The 14,250-nt window shown below is 73.3% G+C and carries 13 protein-coding genes, 1 tRNA gene and 4 pseudogenes; 6 read left to right on the top strand and 12 right to left on the bottom strand.

Annotated features, from left to right (window positions below; translation table 11 throughout):
- Positions 1 to 45: 45 nt before the first annotated feature.
- Positions 46 to 666, bottom strand: a pseudogene (locus ACY34I_RS33275) (fibronectin type III domain-containing protein); the annotation flags it as partial.
- A gap of 535 nt (positions 667 to 1,201) precedes the next feature.
- Between ACY34I_RS33275 and ACY34I_RS33280 the strand changes: the two are divergent.
- The gene (locus ACY34I_RS33280; protein WP_462759154.1) at positions 1,202 to 2,347 is read left to right on the top strand and encodes a hypothetical protein; all 1,146 of its coding nucleotides are present in this window, start codon (positions 1,202 to 1,204) and stop codon (positions 2,345 to 2,347) included.
- Positions 2,348 to 3,312: 965 nt separating this feature from the next.
- Here ACY34I_RS33280 and ACY34I_RS33285 read toward each other — a convergent pair.
- Positions 3,313 to 3,486: pseudogene (locus ACY34I_RS33285) on the bottom strand (tetratricopeptide repeat protein); the annotation flags it as partial.
- A 233-nt stretch (positions 3,487 to 3,719) separates the two neighbouring features.
- On the opposite strand from ACY34I_RS33285, the gene ACY34I_RS33290 reads away from it, so the two are divergent.
- The 3 genes from ACY34I_RS33290 (at position 3,720) to ACY34I_RS33300 (ending at position 5,462) form a co-directional block, all read left to right on the top strand.
- Positions 3,720 to 3,806 (top strand) — tRNA-Leu (locus ACY34I_RS33290).
- Positions 3,807 to 3,943: 137 nt separating this feature from the next.
- Positions 3,944 to 4,441 carry a hypothetical protein gene (locus ACY34I_RS33295; RefSeq protein ID WP_462759142.1) on the top strand — a complete coding sequence of 166 codons (498 nt, stop codon included), beginning with the start codon at positions 3,944 to 3,946 and terminating at the stop codon, positions 4,439 to 4,441.
- Positions 4,431 to 5,462, top strand: a complete 1,032-nt coding sequence (locus ACY34I_RS33300; protein ID WP_462759143.1) for a tyrosine-type recombinase/integrase — start codon at positions 4,431 to 4,433, stop codon at positions 5,460 to 5,462. The genes ACY34I_RS33295 and ACY34I_RS33300 overlap by 11 nt, the downstream gene beginning before the upstream one ends.
- A 34-nt stretch (positions 5,463 to 5,496) precedes the next feature.
- Here the strand turns inward: ACY34I_RS33300 and ACY34I_RS33305 are convergent, their stop codons facing one another.
- The 8 genes and pseudogenes from ACY34I_RS33305 to ACY34I_RS33340 all read right to left on the bottom strand — a co-directional run bounded on the left by ACY34I_RS33305 (position 5,497) and on the right by ACY34I_RS33340 (position 11,444).
- Positions 5,497 to 5,694: a hypothetical protein gene (locus ACY34I_RS33305; protein ID WP_462759144.1), complete on the bottom strand. Its 198-nt coding sequence runs from the start codon at positions 5,692 to 5,694 to the stop codon at positions 5,497 to 5,499.
- Positions 5,695 to 5,992: 298 nt separating this feature from the next.
- A complete protein-coding gene (locus ACY34I_RS33310; protein WP_462759145.1) occupies positions 5,993 to 6,364 on the bottom strand; it encodes an ArsR/SmtB family transcription factor in 372 nt (123 codons plus the stop codon).
- Positions 6,365 to 6,664: 300 nt separating this feature from the next.
- On the bottom strand, positions 6,665 to 7,003 hold the full coding sequence (locus ACY34I_RS33315) for a YnfA family protein (RefSeq protein WP_462759146.1): 339 nt from the start codon (positions 7,001 to 7,003) through the stop codon (positions 6,665 to 6,667).
- Positions 7,004 to 7,027: 24 nt separating this feature from the next.
- Entirely contained in the window at positions 7,028 to 7,273 is a 246-nt protein-coding gene (locus tag ACY34I_RS33320; RefSeq protein WP_462759147.1) for a hypothetical protein, read from the bottom strand.
- 151 nt (positions 7,274 to 7,424) lie between these two features.
- A pseudogene (locus ACY34I_RS33325) lies at positions 7,425 to 7,712 on the bottom strand (MerR family transcriptional regulator); the annotation flags it as partial.
- Positions 7,709 to 8,059, bottom strand: a complete 351-nt coding sequence (locus ACY34I_RS33330) for a hypothetical protein (protein ID WP_462759148.1) — start codon at positions 8,057 to 8,059, stop codon at positions 7,709 to 7,711. The pseudogene ACY34I_RS33325 and the gene ACY34I_RS33330, both read right to left, overlap by 4 nt.
- A 49-nt stretch (positions 8,060 to 8,108) precedes the next feature.
- Positions 8,109 to 9,374, bottom strand: coding sequence for an MFS transporter (locus tag ACY34I_RS33335; RefSeq protein ID WP_462759149.1), 1,266 nt, complete (start codon positions 9,372 to 9,374; stop codon positions 8,109 to 8,111).
- Positions 9,375 to 9,512: 138 nt separating this feature from the next.
- Positions 9,513 to 11,444, bottom strand: coding sequence for a heavy metal translocating P-type ATPase (locus ACY34I_RS33340; protein ID WP_462759150.1), 1,932 nt, complete (start codon positions 11,442 to 11,444; stop codon positions 9,513 to 9,515).
- Positions 11,445 to 11,613: 169 nt separating this feature from the next.
- Here ACY34I_RS33340 and ACY34I_RS33345 point away from each other — a divergent pair, with 169 nt between their 5' ends.
- On the top strand, positions 11,614 to 12,042 hold the full coding sequence (locus ACY34I_RS33345; protein ID WP_462759151.1) for a heavy metal-responsive transcriptional regulator: 429 nt from the start codon (positions 11,614 to 11,616) through the stop codon (positions 12,040 to 12,042).
- A gap of 342 nt (positions 12,043 to 12,384) precedes the next feature.
- On the opposite strand, the gene ACY34I_RS33350 is transcribed toward ACY34I_RS33345, so the two are convergent.
- On the bottom strand, positions 12,385 to 12,756 hold the full coding sequence (locus tag ACY34I_RS33350) for an ArsR/SmtB family transcription factor (protein WP_462759152.1): 372 nt from the start codon (positions 12,754 to 12,756) through the stop codon (positions 12,385 to 12,387).
- 182 nt (positions 12,757 to 12,938) lie between these two features.
- Between ACY34I_RS33350 and ACY34I_RS33355 the strand changes: the two genes are divergently transcribed.
- The gene (locus ACY34I_RS33355; protein WP_462759153.1) at positions 12,939 to 13,982 is read left to right on the top strand and encodes an ArsO family NAD(P)H-dependent flavin-containing monooxygenase; all 1,044 of its coding nucleotides are present in this window, start codon (positions 12,939 to 12,941) and stop codon (positions 13,980 to 13,982) included.
- 129 nt (positions 13,983 to 14,111) lie between these two features.
- Here the strand turns inward: ACY34I_RS33355 and ACY34I_RS33360 are convergent.
- A pseudogene (locus ACY34I_RS33360) lies at positions 14,112 to 14,250 on the bottom strand (heat-shock protein HtpX); the annotation flags it as partial.

The raw sequence follows: 14,250 nt of genomic DNA on the forward strand, positions 1-14,250 counted from the left end.
TCCGCCTGTGGACACCCACCGTGTCGTGGCCGGACGGGCCGTCGGTCAGCGGGTGCCCGTGCCGCCTTCCCGGTCGGTGCAGACCTGCCCCGAGGTGGCGTAGGTGTCGGTCGAGTAGACCGCGAGGACGGTGAAGCAGTAGTCCAGCTTCGCGCTCAACCCGTTCACCGTGTAGCGGGTCTCCCCGGCGTCGACCGTGGCCATCACCCCCAGCTTCTGCCCAGCCCGGCCGCCGGCCACCACGAACGGCACCCCACCGTTGGTCGGATCGGTCCAGGTGACCGTGATCGTGGTGGAGTCGTCCTGCAACCGCAGGTCACCCGGCGGTGGGCCGCTCACCTTCGGCTTCGCCGACACGGGGGCGGGCGCGGGTGGCGGTGCGGCATCGCGGTTGAGCACCACCGCGCCCACCCCGACGACGGCGGCCACCGCCACCACCGCGGCGCCGACCACCACGGCCACCGTCGTCCGGTTGCGGCCGCGCGGCTCCGGCTCCTCCGCCACCGGGTACGCGGGCGGCTGGTGGAACGGCGCCGGCACCGGCCACGCGGTCTGGTCCGGGTACGCCTGCGGGCCGGGCTCCGGGCGCGTCGGCTCGGGAAACTCGAGCAGCTCGTCGTAGACCGGCAGCGACCGCGGCGCGTCGTCGCCGGTCTCCGGTCCGGCCTGGTCCGCGGGCTCCGGATCCGCCGGTGCCACCTCGTCCGTCGGCTGCTGCGACCCGTCCGCCGCCGGCTGCGGCGGGGCGTCGCCGGGCCGGTCGACTGGCTGCGACGGGGCCGCGCTGCTCCACGGCGGCGCGGTCAGCCCCCACGGCGGCACCGGCGACCCGCTGATCGGCGCGGCGACCGGCGGGCCACTCACCGGCATGCCGCCCTCCGGTCCGGGCGGTCCGCTCACCGGATACGCCGGCGGCCCGCTGACCGGGTAGGACGGTGATCCGCCAACCGGATAGGCCGGTGGTCCGCTGACCGGATACGCCGGCGATCCGCTTGCCGGCGGCACCGGCGCGGGCGCGCCCACCGGCGGTACGGCGGCAGTCGGAGCGCTCACGGGCGGCGCGCTGACCGGTGGAGCGTCGACCCGTGGCGCACCGACGGGCGGGGCGCTCACGGGCGGCGGTGTGCTCGCCGGGCCGCTTACAGGCGGCGGTGCGCTCCCTGGGCCGCTCACGGGTGGCGGTGCGCTGATCGGCGCGCTGATGACGGGCGGGCCGTCGATCCGGGGCGGGCTGCTCGCCTGCGGCGGCATGCCGAGCGACGCGCCACCGGCCGGTGGGCCGCTGACCTGCGCGTTGCCGGCCGGTGGCGCGCTGACCGGCGGTCCGCTGACAGGTGGCGTGCTCGTGGGCGGAGCGCTGATCGGTGGCTCGCCAACGGGTGGTGCGCTCAGGGGCGGACCACTCATCGGTGCGGCGCTGACCGGCGCGGCGCCTGCATGGGGTGGGTTGGCGGCCGGCGGTGCGCTCACCGGCGGGCCGCTGACCGGCGGCTGGCCCGGGGATGCGGTGGGCGGTGGGCCGCTCATCGGAGGAGCGCTGACCGGCGGAGCGGTGACGGGCGGGGCGCTGACCGGTGGAGCGGTGACAGGGGGAGCGCTGACCGGTGTCTCGCCGACCGGGGTGGCGGCCGGGGACGCTGCGGCCGCCCGCTCCGCCTCCTCGCGGAGCAGCGGCCCGATCTGCTGCACCTGGACGGTCGGCTTCGCCCAGCCCGGCGCGGGCGTGCCGGACGGGCGGGAACCGTCGGACCCGGCGCTCTCGTCCCGGCCCGCCGCCGACTCGTCGGACCGGTGTGGGGCCGGGCTCACCGGCGGTGCCGACGTGGGCGCGGACGAGGGCGGCACCGGGACGGCCGGGCCTATCGGCGGAGCTGACATGGGCGTGGAGGGCTGCGACGCCGGGTCCGCCGGGGAAGCCGACGTCGGCATGGGCGCAGGCGGCACCGAGCCGGTTAGGCCCATCGCCGGAGCCGGCGCGGGCACGGACGGGTGCGGCATCGGGTCGGCCGGGGGAGCCGACGTGGGCGCGGAAAACGGCGGTCCGGAACTCGGCGCGGTGCCGGTGACCGGCGGCATAGCCGGTGCCGGAATGCGCGGGGGCGGGGGCAGCGTGGCGGACGCCGGCGGGGCGGAGGTGGGTGCCGGGACGTGCGGCGCCGGGGGCATCGGCTGGGCGGTCGGCGGCATCGGGGGCAACCCCGCCGCCGCGCCGGACGCCGGCGGTGCCGGGTGCGGGACGGGTGGGGCCGGGATGACCGGTGCCGGCGGCAGGGTGGCCGGCGGAGCGGAGACGACCGGTGGCACCGGACCCGGCGCGGACGGTTGCGCGACCGGCGGGGCCGGGTGAGCTGCGGAGAAGCCCGGTGGGGCCGGGTGCGGTGCGGGCGGCGTGGAGACCGGCTGTGGCACCGCAGGCGGCACCTGGGTCGGCATGGGTGGGGCGGAGACCGGCGGCCGAGCCGGAACAGCCGAGGGCGGCGCGGCGGCGACCGGCGGCGGAGCCTGCATGCCCGGGTGCGGCGCGGCGGCCCGCGGCGAAGCCGGGGCGGGCGTGGCAGGCGGTAGATGGACCGGCGGCGCGACCGGCGGGACCGGGCCCCGTGCGGGCGGGTTCGCCGGTGGCGCGGAAGCCGGCCCCACGCCGGCGGACGGCCCCGGGAGCGGCACGGCCGAGGTGGGTGCCGGGTTGACCGGAGGCGGTGGCAGCGGGGTGGCCGCGGGAGCCGCCCGGGGTGGCACCGGTGCGGGGACGACCGGCGCTGGGGTCAGGGGCGCTCCCGGAGCGGGGGCGGGAGGCGCCCAGGGCGACGGCCGGGCTGGGCCGGTCTGTGGCGTCCACTCCGCACCGGCTGCGGGCGAGGTCACCCCCGGCGCCGCAGGAGCGGGTGGCGCCGGGCGGCGAGCGGTTGGAATTCCGGGCGCCGGTGGCGCGGCCGGCGGCTGGTGCGGGGCCGACATGGCCGGTAGCGACATCGTCGGTTCGGGCAGCGGGGCCACGCCGGGGTGAGCAGGGGCGGCGGAGCCGCCAGGCTGAGAGCCCGGCGCGGCGGGAGCGGCGGCGGAGCCGCCGAGATACTGGCGCGCGGTGCGTACCGCGGGGTGGTCCGGACCGAGCACCGCGGGCCCGGCGGTGGCCACCCGGGTGTAGTTGCGGCGGGCCTCGTGCCGATTCCCGAACTCCTCCGCCACCCCCGCCAGGTCGAAGCTCAGCGCGAGCATCAGCGGGTCGGCCTCGCCGCGGCGGCGCTCACCGGCCGCGTACGCCTCCTCCAGCACCCGCCGGGCGGCGGCCGGGTCGCCGGCCTCCCGGTGCAGGCGGGCGAGCAGGTGGCCGGTGGCCAGCACGTCGGGGTGGTCCTCCCCGTACGCCGGTCGGGCCGCGGCGATCGCGTCGTCGAGCAGGCGGCGGGCGGTGGGCAGATCACCGGCGGAGCGCAGGGCGAGGGCCTGGTGTTGTGCGGCGGTCAGGGGGGAGGGGTGTGACACGTGAGCAATGCTGCCCGGAATCGGGTGTCGGACGCCACCCGACCCCCGCGGAAATGGAAACCGGTCCCGCGGGCTGCTCCCGTCTCAGGGTCCTGGCCTGCGGAAACGTGGAGACGGAGCGGTGATGTGCATGATCCATCTGGGCCGTGTACAGTAATGCCCCGTGCGGCCCACCGGGGCGGCCGAACCGGTGACCAGGTCGCCGCGGCCGACAGGGTAGGCTGGACGAGTAAGTCCGGGTGGCGGAATGGCAGACGCGCTAGCTTGAGGTGCTAGTGCCCGTATAGGGCGTGGGGGTTCAAGTCCCCCCTCGGACACCAGTCTTCGTGCGGGATCACGGGAGCTCACCACCCTGGTGGCTCCCGATGAGGACTCCGCGTAGCACTCGTACAGACATCGATGACCGGGTCTCTCGGCTTCTCACGCTGAGGCCGGACGCCCGACTCCGGCGGTCGCCATGACGGCCGCCCGGCAACCACCCCGACGCCGGCCCGACGAGCAGCTCATCGGCGCGGTCATCCCCACCCCGCTTCCTCGCCCGGCACCGCCACCGGCCCCGATGCCGCAGCTGCCCGCAGCCCTCCCAGCTGCGCGGGAAACGGTCGACGACCTCGTCGTCGACGTGGCCCGCCCGGATGCCGACGGCCGCGTCGCGGCCCGAGCGCTGCTGCAGGCGCTGCGCTGGCCCGCCGGTCACCGCCTCCATGTCGACGTCACCGGCGGCCTTCTCCTGATCACTGCGGCACCCGGCGGGACGCACGTCGTGGGAGCCCGCGGGGCACTACCCCTGCCCGCCGCGGCCCGGCAGATGTGCGGCATCGCCGCGCACCAGGTGGTCCTGCTGGCGGCGGTCCCGGCCCGCGATCTGCTCGTCGTGCACCCCTCGAACACCATCACGCGGCTCCTCGCGGACCTGCACGCCGCCGTCCTCGGAGGCCCTTCCCATGCCGGCTGATCCGTCACGCATCGTCACCGCCCAGCAGATGCTCGCGTACCTCGGCCTCACCCCGGCCGACCTCGCCGCCGACCCTGACCTGTCGCGCGACATGCCGACGCTCGCCGACTACCTCCCGCGCGTCGCGGCCGCGGCCAGCCCGGGCACCCGCCGCACCTACGGCACCTACTGGAACCGCATGGCCGGCGTCCTCGGCCACCTGCGCTTGGACGAGGTGACCGCCAGCGACATCGAAGCCCTCATGCGCCAGGTCACCGCCACCGCCCGCACCCGACGCACCGGCCGCCAGGGCCGCCACGCCGGCGAACACGTCATCGCGGCCGCCCGCGCCGTCTACCGCAGGGCCGTCGCCGACGGCCACCTCACCGCCGCGGACAGCCCCGCCCACCGTGTGACCAAGCCACGCCGGCTACCCAGCCCTCGCCGGGCCCTCACCCCCGGCGAACTGCAGGACATCAACCTCGTCGCGCGCACCAGCGGCAACGACGTCATCCTCGACGCCCTGCTGCTGCGCCTACACACCGAAACCGCCTGCCGCCGCGGCGGCGCCCTCGCCCTGCGCCTGGTCGACCTCGATACCCGACACTGCCTGGTCCGCCTCACCGAGAAAGGCGGCACCCTGCGCTGGCAGCCCATCACCCCGACCCTCGGCGTCCGCCTGCAGGAGCACGCCCGGGCCTGGGGGGCGGTCCTGCCGACCGACCAGCTGTTGCGCTACCGCAACGGCCGACCGATCAGCAGCCGCCGCTACGACCACCTGTGGAGACGCATCGGCGAGCGCCTACCCTGGGTCGCCGCGCAGGGCATCTCCACCCACTGGCTCCGCCACACCACCCTCACCTGGGTCGAACGGCACTACGGCTACGGCGTGGCGCGTGCCTACGCCGGGCACACCGACCGCCGCGGACCCGCCACCACCACCTACATCAAGGCCGATCTCCACGCCGTCGCCACGGCTCTGGCCGCCATGACCGGCGAGCCACACCCGCTCGCCGCCTCAACGCCCACATCTGCCAGGTAGGCGACGGGCGATTCGCGGGCAACGGGTGAGGCCGTTACCCCTGCGCCCACGCGCTCCAGGACACCACCCAATCCCGCTCGGGCCGCACCGACGGCAGCGGCTGCTTCCCGAACAACTCGGCTTCGATCGCCTCTGCGGCTGCCCGCATCTCGGCCTCCGGGTCACGCAGCGGCTCGCACTCCACATGCAGGAGGTCACCGTGAACCAAGGTCTCGGTCGGGTGGCCTGCCACCAGCCGCTCCGTTGGTACCTTGACCTGCCACCAACGGCAGACCCGGCACCAACCCACCAATTCGTTCGGCGGCGGTCTCGGCCGGCACTGGTGGCGGACCAGTTGTGCGGTCGATCGCCACAGCCCGGCGAGCAACGGGCGCGTCAAGCAATCAGCTGATCTTGGTTGCTGAGGTGGTCATTGGCTGGCCGGGCTTAGCCGGCCATCGAAGGCGATCGGGAACACGTCGAGGAGTGCTTTCAGCGCATGCCCCATCGCCGGCGACCGGCATCGGTCGGGTCGAGGCTCATCAACGCGCTCAGCGGGCCTTCTTCGTCGCTCGCTTGCGGGGTGGCGTCAACAGGTCGGCTATCGCCGCGATCGCGGACGGGACGAGGCGGTAGTACGCCCAGACGCCGCGCTTCTCGCGTTCGAGCAGGCCGGCTTCGGTGAGGATCCGAAGGTGATGGCTCACGGTCGGTTGGGAGAGACCGAGCGGCGCGGTGAGGTCACTGACGGACGCCTCGCACTCCGGGGCGGACTGGATCAGGCTGAGCAGTCGCAGCCGTGCTGGGTCGGCGATTGCCTTCAGCACTCCGGCGAGCCGCTGGGCGTCGGCACGCTTGATCGGCTCGCCAGTAAGCGGCGAGATAGCAGGCATGGCAGTTTTCGCAGGTCCCACGTCTTCCATCGTTCCACGAACACCATCGATAGGCCGGTAGATCCGGAACCGGGCCGCCCGCCAGTTGCGGGTAGGGAGTTGTGATGACCCGTCCCGGCTGTGCCCGCGGTCGGACCGGCGAGTGTCCGCGGGGCAGATCATGATCGTCGGCGTCACATCAGAGCTGACCTGCACGCCGTCGGGACCGCCCTCGCCGCCATGACCGGCGCGCCACGCCCACACGCCGCGGCCGAACCCCCACGGTGAGGCCTCCACAAACCACCCACGCAGCCCACCACCCTGGCAGGGTGACGGTTGCTTTGGTGCTGGTCAGGGAAGGGGGCGTGGTGCGTACATGATGACCGCGACGCCGGCGAGGCAGATCAGCGCGCCGATGACGTCGTAGCGGTCGGGCCGGAACCGGTCGACGACCATGCCCCAGGCCAGAGAGCCGGCGACGAATATGCCGCCGTACGCGGCGAGGATCCGGCCGAAGTTCGCGTCGGGCTGGAACGTGGCGACGAAACCGTACGCGCCGAGGGCGATCACCCCGGCGGCGACGAACCACAGGCCGCGGTGCTCCCGCCAGCCCTGCCAGATCAACCACGCCCCGCCGATCTCGAACAGCGCGGCCACGGCGAACAGCAGGATCGAACGCAGGACGGTCATGACCACTGACCCTATCGGCGCCGCTCAGGACGGCGAGCAGGAGCACGCGCCGCCGGCGCAGCCGGCCGGGTGGGTGCGCCGGCGGGCGTTCCACCACCAGGCGAGGGCGGTCAGGGCGGCCAGGCCGACGGCGACGGCCCAGCCCGCGCCGCCGAGGACACCGGCGGCGAGCAGCAGCGGGATGGCGCAGCACGCCGCACATGCGACTGCGGCGAGAGAACCCAGGCTGGTGGGCAGCAGCCGGCGTAGTCGTTCGGCGGTACGGATCACGGGGTGTCTCCTCGGTGCAGATCGACGAACGGCAGGGGCAGCAGGGGCGGGTGGCGCAGGCGGTCAGGTCGTCGCAGCCGGCGTCGATCGCCGAGCGCAGCGTGGCGGCGATAGTCTGCAGGTCGGCGATGCGGGCTTCGACTTCGCTCAGTTTTTCGGCGGCGCGGGCCTGCAGGCCGGCGTCGCGACGCCCGTGCCGGTGGTGGCCCACCTCGAGGAGGTCGGCGACCTCGTCGAGGGTGAAACCGAGGCGCTGCGCGGTTTTGATGACGCGCAGGAGGGTCAGGCTGTCCGGTGGGTAGAGGCGGTGCCCGCCGGGGCTGCGCCTCGGTGCGGCGAGCAGGCCGCGGCGCTCGTAGTACCGCAGTGTCTGCGGGTTCACCCCGGCGGCGTCGGCCAGTTCCCCGCTGCGCAGCGACCCCGCACCCAGCCCGGTCACTGGGTGCTGCGCTCGGTGACGCGCTGCGCGAGTGCGTCGAGGACATCGGCGTGCGTGGCCGGGACCGTGGTGTCTATTACGACGTGGCCCGGCCGGTCGCTGGTGACGGTGAAGGTGAAGAAGGAGCAGCAGCGGCTCTCCCGCTGCGTGAGGTCTCGCACCGTGGCTTCGAGCTCGGCCGGCCCGGTCAGCGTCAGCCGCAGCCGGGTCGCGTCGACCCGATCGACATGAGCGACGGCGGCGGTGAACAGCGCGTCGAACTCGGCCACCCGCGGCGGCTGCTCTGCGGTGGGCAGGGTGCACGCGTCGGGCACCCAGCCCTGATCGGGGTATACCTCGATGGTCATGCGCCCACGGTAAGCCCGTACCTGGGTACAGGATGCAAGTCGCTGCGGACTACCAGCGGCCTTCGGACTCGGTGCCAACGCCGGGGTGTCGGGCCTCGGTGATGATCAGCCAGGTCAGCGCCAGCACCATCCAGGTAGCGAGGTACACGAACGCGGCATGCGGTGACACCGCGGTCCACAGGATGCCCGCGACGGCGCTGGCGGCGAGGTTTCCCAGGGCCTGCACGGTGGCCAACAGACCGAACGCCGAGCCGCGGATTCCCGGTGCGGCGAGGGCCGCAACGGCGGAGTGTTGGGCGGTCTCGACGCAGCCGATGGCGATGCCGGCGGCCGTGAAGGGGACCGCGAGGAGGACGAAGCTGGTGATGTCGACCGCGAAACCGGTGTAGGCGGCGCCGAACAGGGCCACGCCGGCGGTCAGGACCCAGATCGGGCCGCGGGTGCCGAGCCGGTCGGCGATCCGGCCGGCCGGCAGCGACGCGACGGTCGCGGCGAGGTTGTACAGCGTGTAGAGGGTCAACGCGAGGGCTGTCGCGGTCCTGGCGCTGTGACCCGGAGTGAGCAGCTCGGTGGCGCGCAGGATGAGCAGTGTCGCGGCGACGTTGCCGACCTCGAACGCCGCGACACCGGCCATCAACCGACCGAGGTCACCGCGTAGGACCGGCCGGATGCGGATGCGCAGCGGCACCCGGTCACGGGTGGCCGGTTTCGGGGTGTGCCGAATGGCGTAGACGATCGCGGCGGCAGCCAGCAGGCCCGGGATCACCGACAGGGTGATTGCCCACCGCACCCCGACGGTGGCGACCAGCGCAAGGGCCAACAGGGGTCCGACGACGGCGCCGAGATTGTCCATCATCCGTTCGAAGCCGTACGCCCGTCCGTACGCCGACGGGTGCACGACGTCGGCGAGCAGCGCGTTGCGGGCCGGTACGCGCAGGCCGCGGGCGGCCCAGGCGCCCGCGCGGAGGATGCCGACCTGCCACACGGAGGTGGCCGCGCCGGTGAGTGAGGCCAGCACGGCTGTGGCGGTGTAGCCGCCGACGGCCAGTCTGCGGCGGCGGGCGGGATCGTCGGCGAGCGCACCGCCAGCGAAACGGGCGGTGCCAGCCAGGGCGTCGGAGACGCCCTCGACCAGGCCGAGCGCGGCAGCCGGGGCGCCGAGGGTTGAGGTGAGCAGGCTCGGCAGCAGCGCGGTTGGCACCTCGTGACCGATGTCGGCGAGGAGGCTGGCGGCACCGATCCCACCGACGCCTCGGGTCAGCCACGGCTGTTCGCCCTGGACAGGTGTGGTCGGTGCGGTCGCGTCGGGCGGCATGGGGACGAGTCTGCTCTATTCCCTACAGAATTGGTAGAGAAGTGTTGCGTGACTCGGTGCGGACCGGCACCGGCGGCCCAGACGGGTGAGCGGGTCCGTCACGACGCCTGCGTGGTGGGATCCCTTGTTTGCTGGCGACTAGCGGGCGCGTAGCAGGCGGGCGGAGTTGGCGAGGATGCCGAGGTCGGGTACGGATTGGGCTGCTGCGGCGAGCATCACTGGCAGGATGCCGGTGGCGGCGAGGGTGAGGCCGAGGGCGTTGTAGCCGGCGGTGAAGCCGATGTTGACGCGGATCGCGCGGGCGGTGCGGCGGGCGATGTGTACGGCGTCGGCGACCAGGGTCCAGTCGTCGCGCATCAGCGCGATGTGGGCGGCTTCGATCGCGATGTCGCTGCCGGCGGCGCCCATGGCGATGCCGACGTCGGCTTGGGCGAGGGCGGGGGCGTCGTTGACGCCGTCGCCGACCATGACGACGCGGTGCCCGGCGGTCTGGTATTCGCGCACGACGGCGATCTTGTGTTCGGGGAGCAGGTCGGCCCGGTAGGCGATGTCCAGACGGTCGGCCAGCGGCGCGGCGGTCTGGGTGTTGTCGCCGGTGAGCAGTTCGATGCGGGCCAGACCGAGTCGCCGTAGTTGGGTGAGGGTGGTCTCGATCTCCGGGCGCAGGGTGTCGGCGGCGGCTAGCACACCGATGAGATGGTCGTCGGACGTGACGGCCAGCAGCGTCTTCCCGGCGGCGGTCAACTGGCCCACGCGCGGGTGGTCGGCGGCTTGCGGCACCATCCGCAGCCCGCCCACGGTGACGGTGGCGCCGTGGACGGTGGCGCGCACGCCGTGGCCAGGGTCGGCGGCGAAGTCGTCCGGTTCGGCCAGCGGCAGGCCGCGATCGGTGGCGGCGGCGCGTACCGCTGCGGCGAGGGGATGCTCGGAGTAGCGTTCCGCCGAGGCGGCGACCGTGAGCAGGTCGGCCTCGGTGCGTCCGTCCAGGGGCACGATGTCGGTGATCTGTGGCCGGCCCAGGGTCAGGGTGCCGGTCTTGTCGATGAGCAGCACGTCGGCCTTGGCGAGCAGTTCCAGGTACCGGCCGCCCTTGATGAGCAGGCCGCGCTGCGCGGCGGCGCCGACGGAGGCGAGCACGGCAACCGGGGTGGCCATCGCGAACGAGCAGGAGCAGGCGACGACCAGTACCGCGGCGGTGGCGAGGGTGTTGCCGGAGAGCAGGTACGTGGCGGCGGCCACGGCGGCCACGACCGGCAGGTAGTAGGCGGAGAACTTGTCGGCGATGCGCTGCACCGGCGCCCGGTGAGTCTCGGCCTGCTCGACCATGGCGATGACCCGGCCGAAGGTGGAGTCCCGGCCGATGGCGGTGGCCCGCATGCGCAGCGCGCCGAGGCGGGCGAACGAGGCGGCGAACACCCCCTGGCCCGGGCCGGCCTCGACCGGCATGGATTCGCCGGTAATCGCGGCTTGATCGATGGTGGCGTGCCCGGAGATCACGGTGCCGTCGACCGGGACCTGCTCGCCGGGGCGGACGATGACGGTCTCGCCGAGGCGGACCTGGTCGACTGGCACGTCGACCTCGACGCCGGCACGCTCCACCCGGGCGGTGCTCGGGGCGAGGGCGGTCAGTTCCCGCACGGCGCGGCGGGCCCGTTCCGTGGTGAACCGCTCGGCGTAGTTCGCCACGTGCATGAACAACACCACCACCACGGCGACCGGCCACTCGCCGACCATCAGGGCGGCGATCACGCCGACGGTCATCAACGTGTGGGAGGTGACCCGCCGTCGCCACGCCGCCCGAGCCACATTGGCGAAGATCGGGAAGCCGCCCGCGGCGACCAGCGCCAGGCCCACCCAGAACGGCACCCGATCGGTGAGCCGGTCGAACACCCCGAGCCATTCGCCGACTACGACGACCAGCAGCACCAGGCCCACCACCAGGCCGAACAGGGTCAGCACCGGCCGGGCGAACCCGAACCGACCCGACGGACGCCCCGCCGGCGCGCACCCGTCGTCGCAACCGCAGCCGCCCACCTCCGCAGCCGGTGCCACGGCCGCGACAGGCAGCACGACGTCGCCTTTCGGCGACGGCGAAGGTGGTGGAAGCGTTTGGCTCATGGCAGCCCTCCCGACACTCGCCCCCTCCGGCGACGACCAGACGGGGTAATCGTTCATGCGGTTACGCTAAAACTTGGAGCCGACTCCAGAATCAACCCCGATCGGGAAGACGATCAGTGACATGCCCGACACCACCACCCAGCCTCAAACGACCTGGACGATCACCGAGGTAGCCCGCCGGACCGGCGTCACCGCCGACACGATCCGCTACTACGAGCGCATCGGCCTGCTGCCCGCCCCGCAGCGCACCACCGGCGCTCACCGCCGCTACGGGCCGGCCACGCTTGACCGGGTTCAGTTCATCCAAGGCGCGCAGCGGCTTGGCCTGACCCTGACCGACATCGGGAATCTGCTCGCCGTACGCGACACGGGCGCATGCCCGTGCGAGCCCGCCGCCGACCTGCTACGCCGACGCATCAGCGACATCGACGCCGAGATGAGTCGACTCGCCGCCCTCCGCGTCGAGCTGGTCACCATGGCCGACGCCCTACCCGCCGAAAACTGCCCCAACCCCAGCCCAGGAACGTGGCGACCATCTCCACCGTCCTGACGCTCGCCAGGCGGGGTGTCACAGCCCGAATGCAGAAGCCCGTCATACGGTCCATCAGCGGGCGGCCCCAGGTCGGGTTGCTGTAGAACGGCACGTCCTGCGACGGGTCCGTGTCGCCGAGCACCGCTCTCGAATGCCAGGCCCATTCCCGGCAGGCCTCGGGCACGAGCCATTCCCTCGAACATGCCGGGACTGACCAGGGCGGGGTCGCCCGGAAGCTCGTCGTCCTCGTCGGCTCTCGCCGCTGCCGTCCGCACCGTCGGCGCCGGCCGCCGAAAACCACGGCTTGGCTGACGCTGCTCTGGTATCGCCACGGTGAGAAGCGCCTTCGACAGCCCCCGCTCAGCGGGCCTTCTTCGTCGCCTGCTTGCGGGGCGGGGTCAACAGGTCGGCGATCGCCGCGATCGCGGACGGCACGAGCCGGTAGTACGCCCAGACGCCCCGCTTCTCGCGTTCGAGCAGGCCGGCCTCGGTGAGGATCCGAAGGTGATGACTCACGGTCGGCTGGGAGAGACCGAGCGGCGCGGTGAGGTCGCTCACGGACGCCTCGCCCTCCGGGGCGGACTGGATCAGACTGAGCAGTCGCAGCCGGGCGGGGTCGGCGAATGCCTTCAGCACTCCCGCGAGCTGTTGGGCATCGGCACGCTTCATCGGCTCGCCAGCGAGCGGCGAGATAGCAGGCGTAGCAGTTTTCGCAGGTACCACGTCTTCCATCGTTCCACGAACACCATCGATAGGCCTGTGGAACCGGAACCGGGTCGCCGCCAGTTTGCGTGGTGGGGCATGACCCGTCCCGGCTTGTTCGCGCCCGGACCGGCGAGTGCCCGCGTCCCCCAGCGTGTCGGTGTCGCGGGTCACTCGGCATGATGATCGGCGGACGTATGGAGGTGCAAGGCATGCCTGAGTCGTGTGACGTGGTGGTGATCGGCGGCGGCCAGGCTGGCCTGGCTGCGGGTTTCTACCTGCGCCGCGCCGGCTTGGACTATGTCATTCTCGATGCCGTTTCAGAGGCCGGCGGGGCATGGCAGCACTACTGGTACTCCCTGCGTTTGTTCTCCCCGGCGGAGTACAGCCCGCTGCCGGGGTGGGGCATGCCGCGGCAGGAGGGGGAGGAGTTCCCCACCGCCGGACACGTGGTGGACTACCTGCGCGCGTACGAGAGGCGGTATGACCTGCCGGTGCGCCGGCCGGTCCGGGTACACGAGGTGCGGCCGGCCGGGGATTGCTTGGCGGTGGAGACCAACGCCGGGAGGTGGCTGGCCCGGTACGTCATCTCCGCCACCGGTACGTGGGAGTGCCCGTACGTGCCTGACATCCCAGGCCGTGGGGAGTTCGCCGGTCGGCAGCTGCACACGGTGGACTACTCCTCGCCGGAGGAGTTCCGTGGACAGCGGGTGATGGTCGTTGGCGGGGGTAACTCGGCGGCGCAGATCCTGGCCGAGGTGTCGCGGTTCGCCGAGTCCACCTGGGTCACCCTGCGCCCGGCGCGGTTCATGCCGGACGACGTCGACGGCCGGGTCCTGTTCGGTGTGGCCACCCGTGCGGCCGCCGGTGGCGCCGGTGGTGGTGTCAGCGATCTGGGGGACATCGTCATGGTGCCCAGCGTCCGCGACGCCCGCGATTGTGGAGTGCTGCACGCCCGCCCCATGTTCGCGCGGCTCACGGCACACGGTGTGCGCTGGCCGGACGGCACCGAGCAGCCCTACGACGCGGTCATCTGGTGCACCGGCTTCCGGCCCAACCTCACGCACCTCGCGCCGCTGCTGCCTGGCTGGCAGGAAGGCAAGGTGGCCATGGAGGGCACCCGGTCGGTGGACGAGCCCCGCCTGTACCTGCTCGGCTACGGCGACTGGACGGGACCGGCGTCGGCCACGCTGGTGGGCGCCGGCCGCACGGCGAAGGCCACGATCGCCGACATCACCGCCCGCCTCGCCGGATAGCCCGAGCCGGATCCGGCCGACGGGCCCGAGACCCGGTCAGCTTGGGCCAGGCCTCGGGCGAACCGGCTCAGGGCAGGGCGGTGAGCCGCCCGCTGGCAGGTGCCGGCGGGCGACAGCGAGTGCTGGGTGTCAGGCGGTGGGGTGCAGTTCGGTGAGGAGTTTTTCGACCCGGGTGCGGATCTCGTCGCGGATGGGGCGTACGGCGTCGATGCCCTTGCCGGCGGGGTCTTCGAGCTTCCAGTCTTCGTAGCGTTTGCCGGGGAAGACG

The organism is Micromonospora sp. RTBAU3-60 (assembly GCF_054963695.1).

What these genes read in the sequence shown, in the direction of transcription:
- ACY34I_RS33315 (WP_462759146.1), bottom strand. Translation starts at nt 7,003, where the DNA reads ATGACCGTCCTGCGTTCGATCCTGCTGTTCGCCGTGGCCGCGCTGTTC.
- ACY34I_RS33345 (WP_462759151.1), top strand. Translation starts at nt 11,614, where the DNA reads ATGCCCGACACCACCACCCAGCCTCAAACGACCTGGACGATCACCGAG.
- ACY34I_RS33280 (WP_462759154.1), top strand. Translation starts at nt 1,202, where the DNA reads ATGACGGGCGGGCCGTCGATCCGGGGCGGGCTGCTCGCCTGCGGCGGC.
- ACY34I_RS33330 (WP_462759148.1), bottom strand. Translation starts at nt 8,059, where the DNA reads ATGACCATCGAGGTATACCCCGATCAGGGCTGGGTGCCCGACGCGTGC.
- ACY34I_RS33350 (WP_462759152.1), bottom strand. Translation starts at nt 12,756, where the DNA reads ATGGAAGACGTGGTACCTGCGAAAACTGCTACGCCTGCTATCTCGCCG.
- ACY34I_RS33295 (WP_462759142.1), top strand. Translation starts at nt 3,944, where the DNA reads ATGACGGCCGCCCGGCAACCACCCCGACGCCGGCCCGACGAGCAGCTC.
- ACY34I_RS33310 (WP_462759145.1), bottom strand. Translation starts at nt 6,364, where the DNA reads ATGGAAGACGTGGGACCTGCGAAAACTGCCATGCCTGCTATCTCGCCG.
- ACY34I_RS33355 (WP_462759153.1), top strand. Translation starts at nt 12,939, where the DNA reads ATGCCTGAGTCGTGTGACGTGGTGGTGATCGGCGGCGGCCAGGCTGGC.
- ACY34I_RS33335 (WP_462759149.1), bottom strand. Translation starts at nt 9,374, where the DNA reads ATGCCGCCCGACGCGACCGCACCGACCACACCTGTCCAGGGCGAACAG.
- ACY34I_RS33300 (WP_462759143.1), top strand. Translation starts at nt 4,431, where the DNA reads ATGCCGGCTGATCCGTCACGCATCGTCACCGCCCAGCAGATGCTCGCG.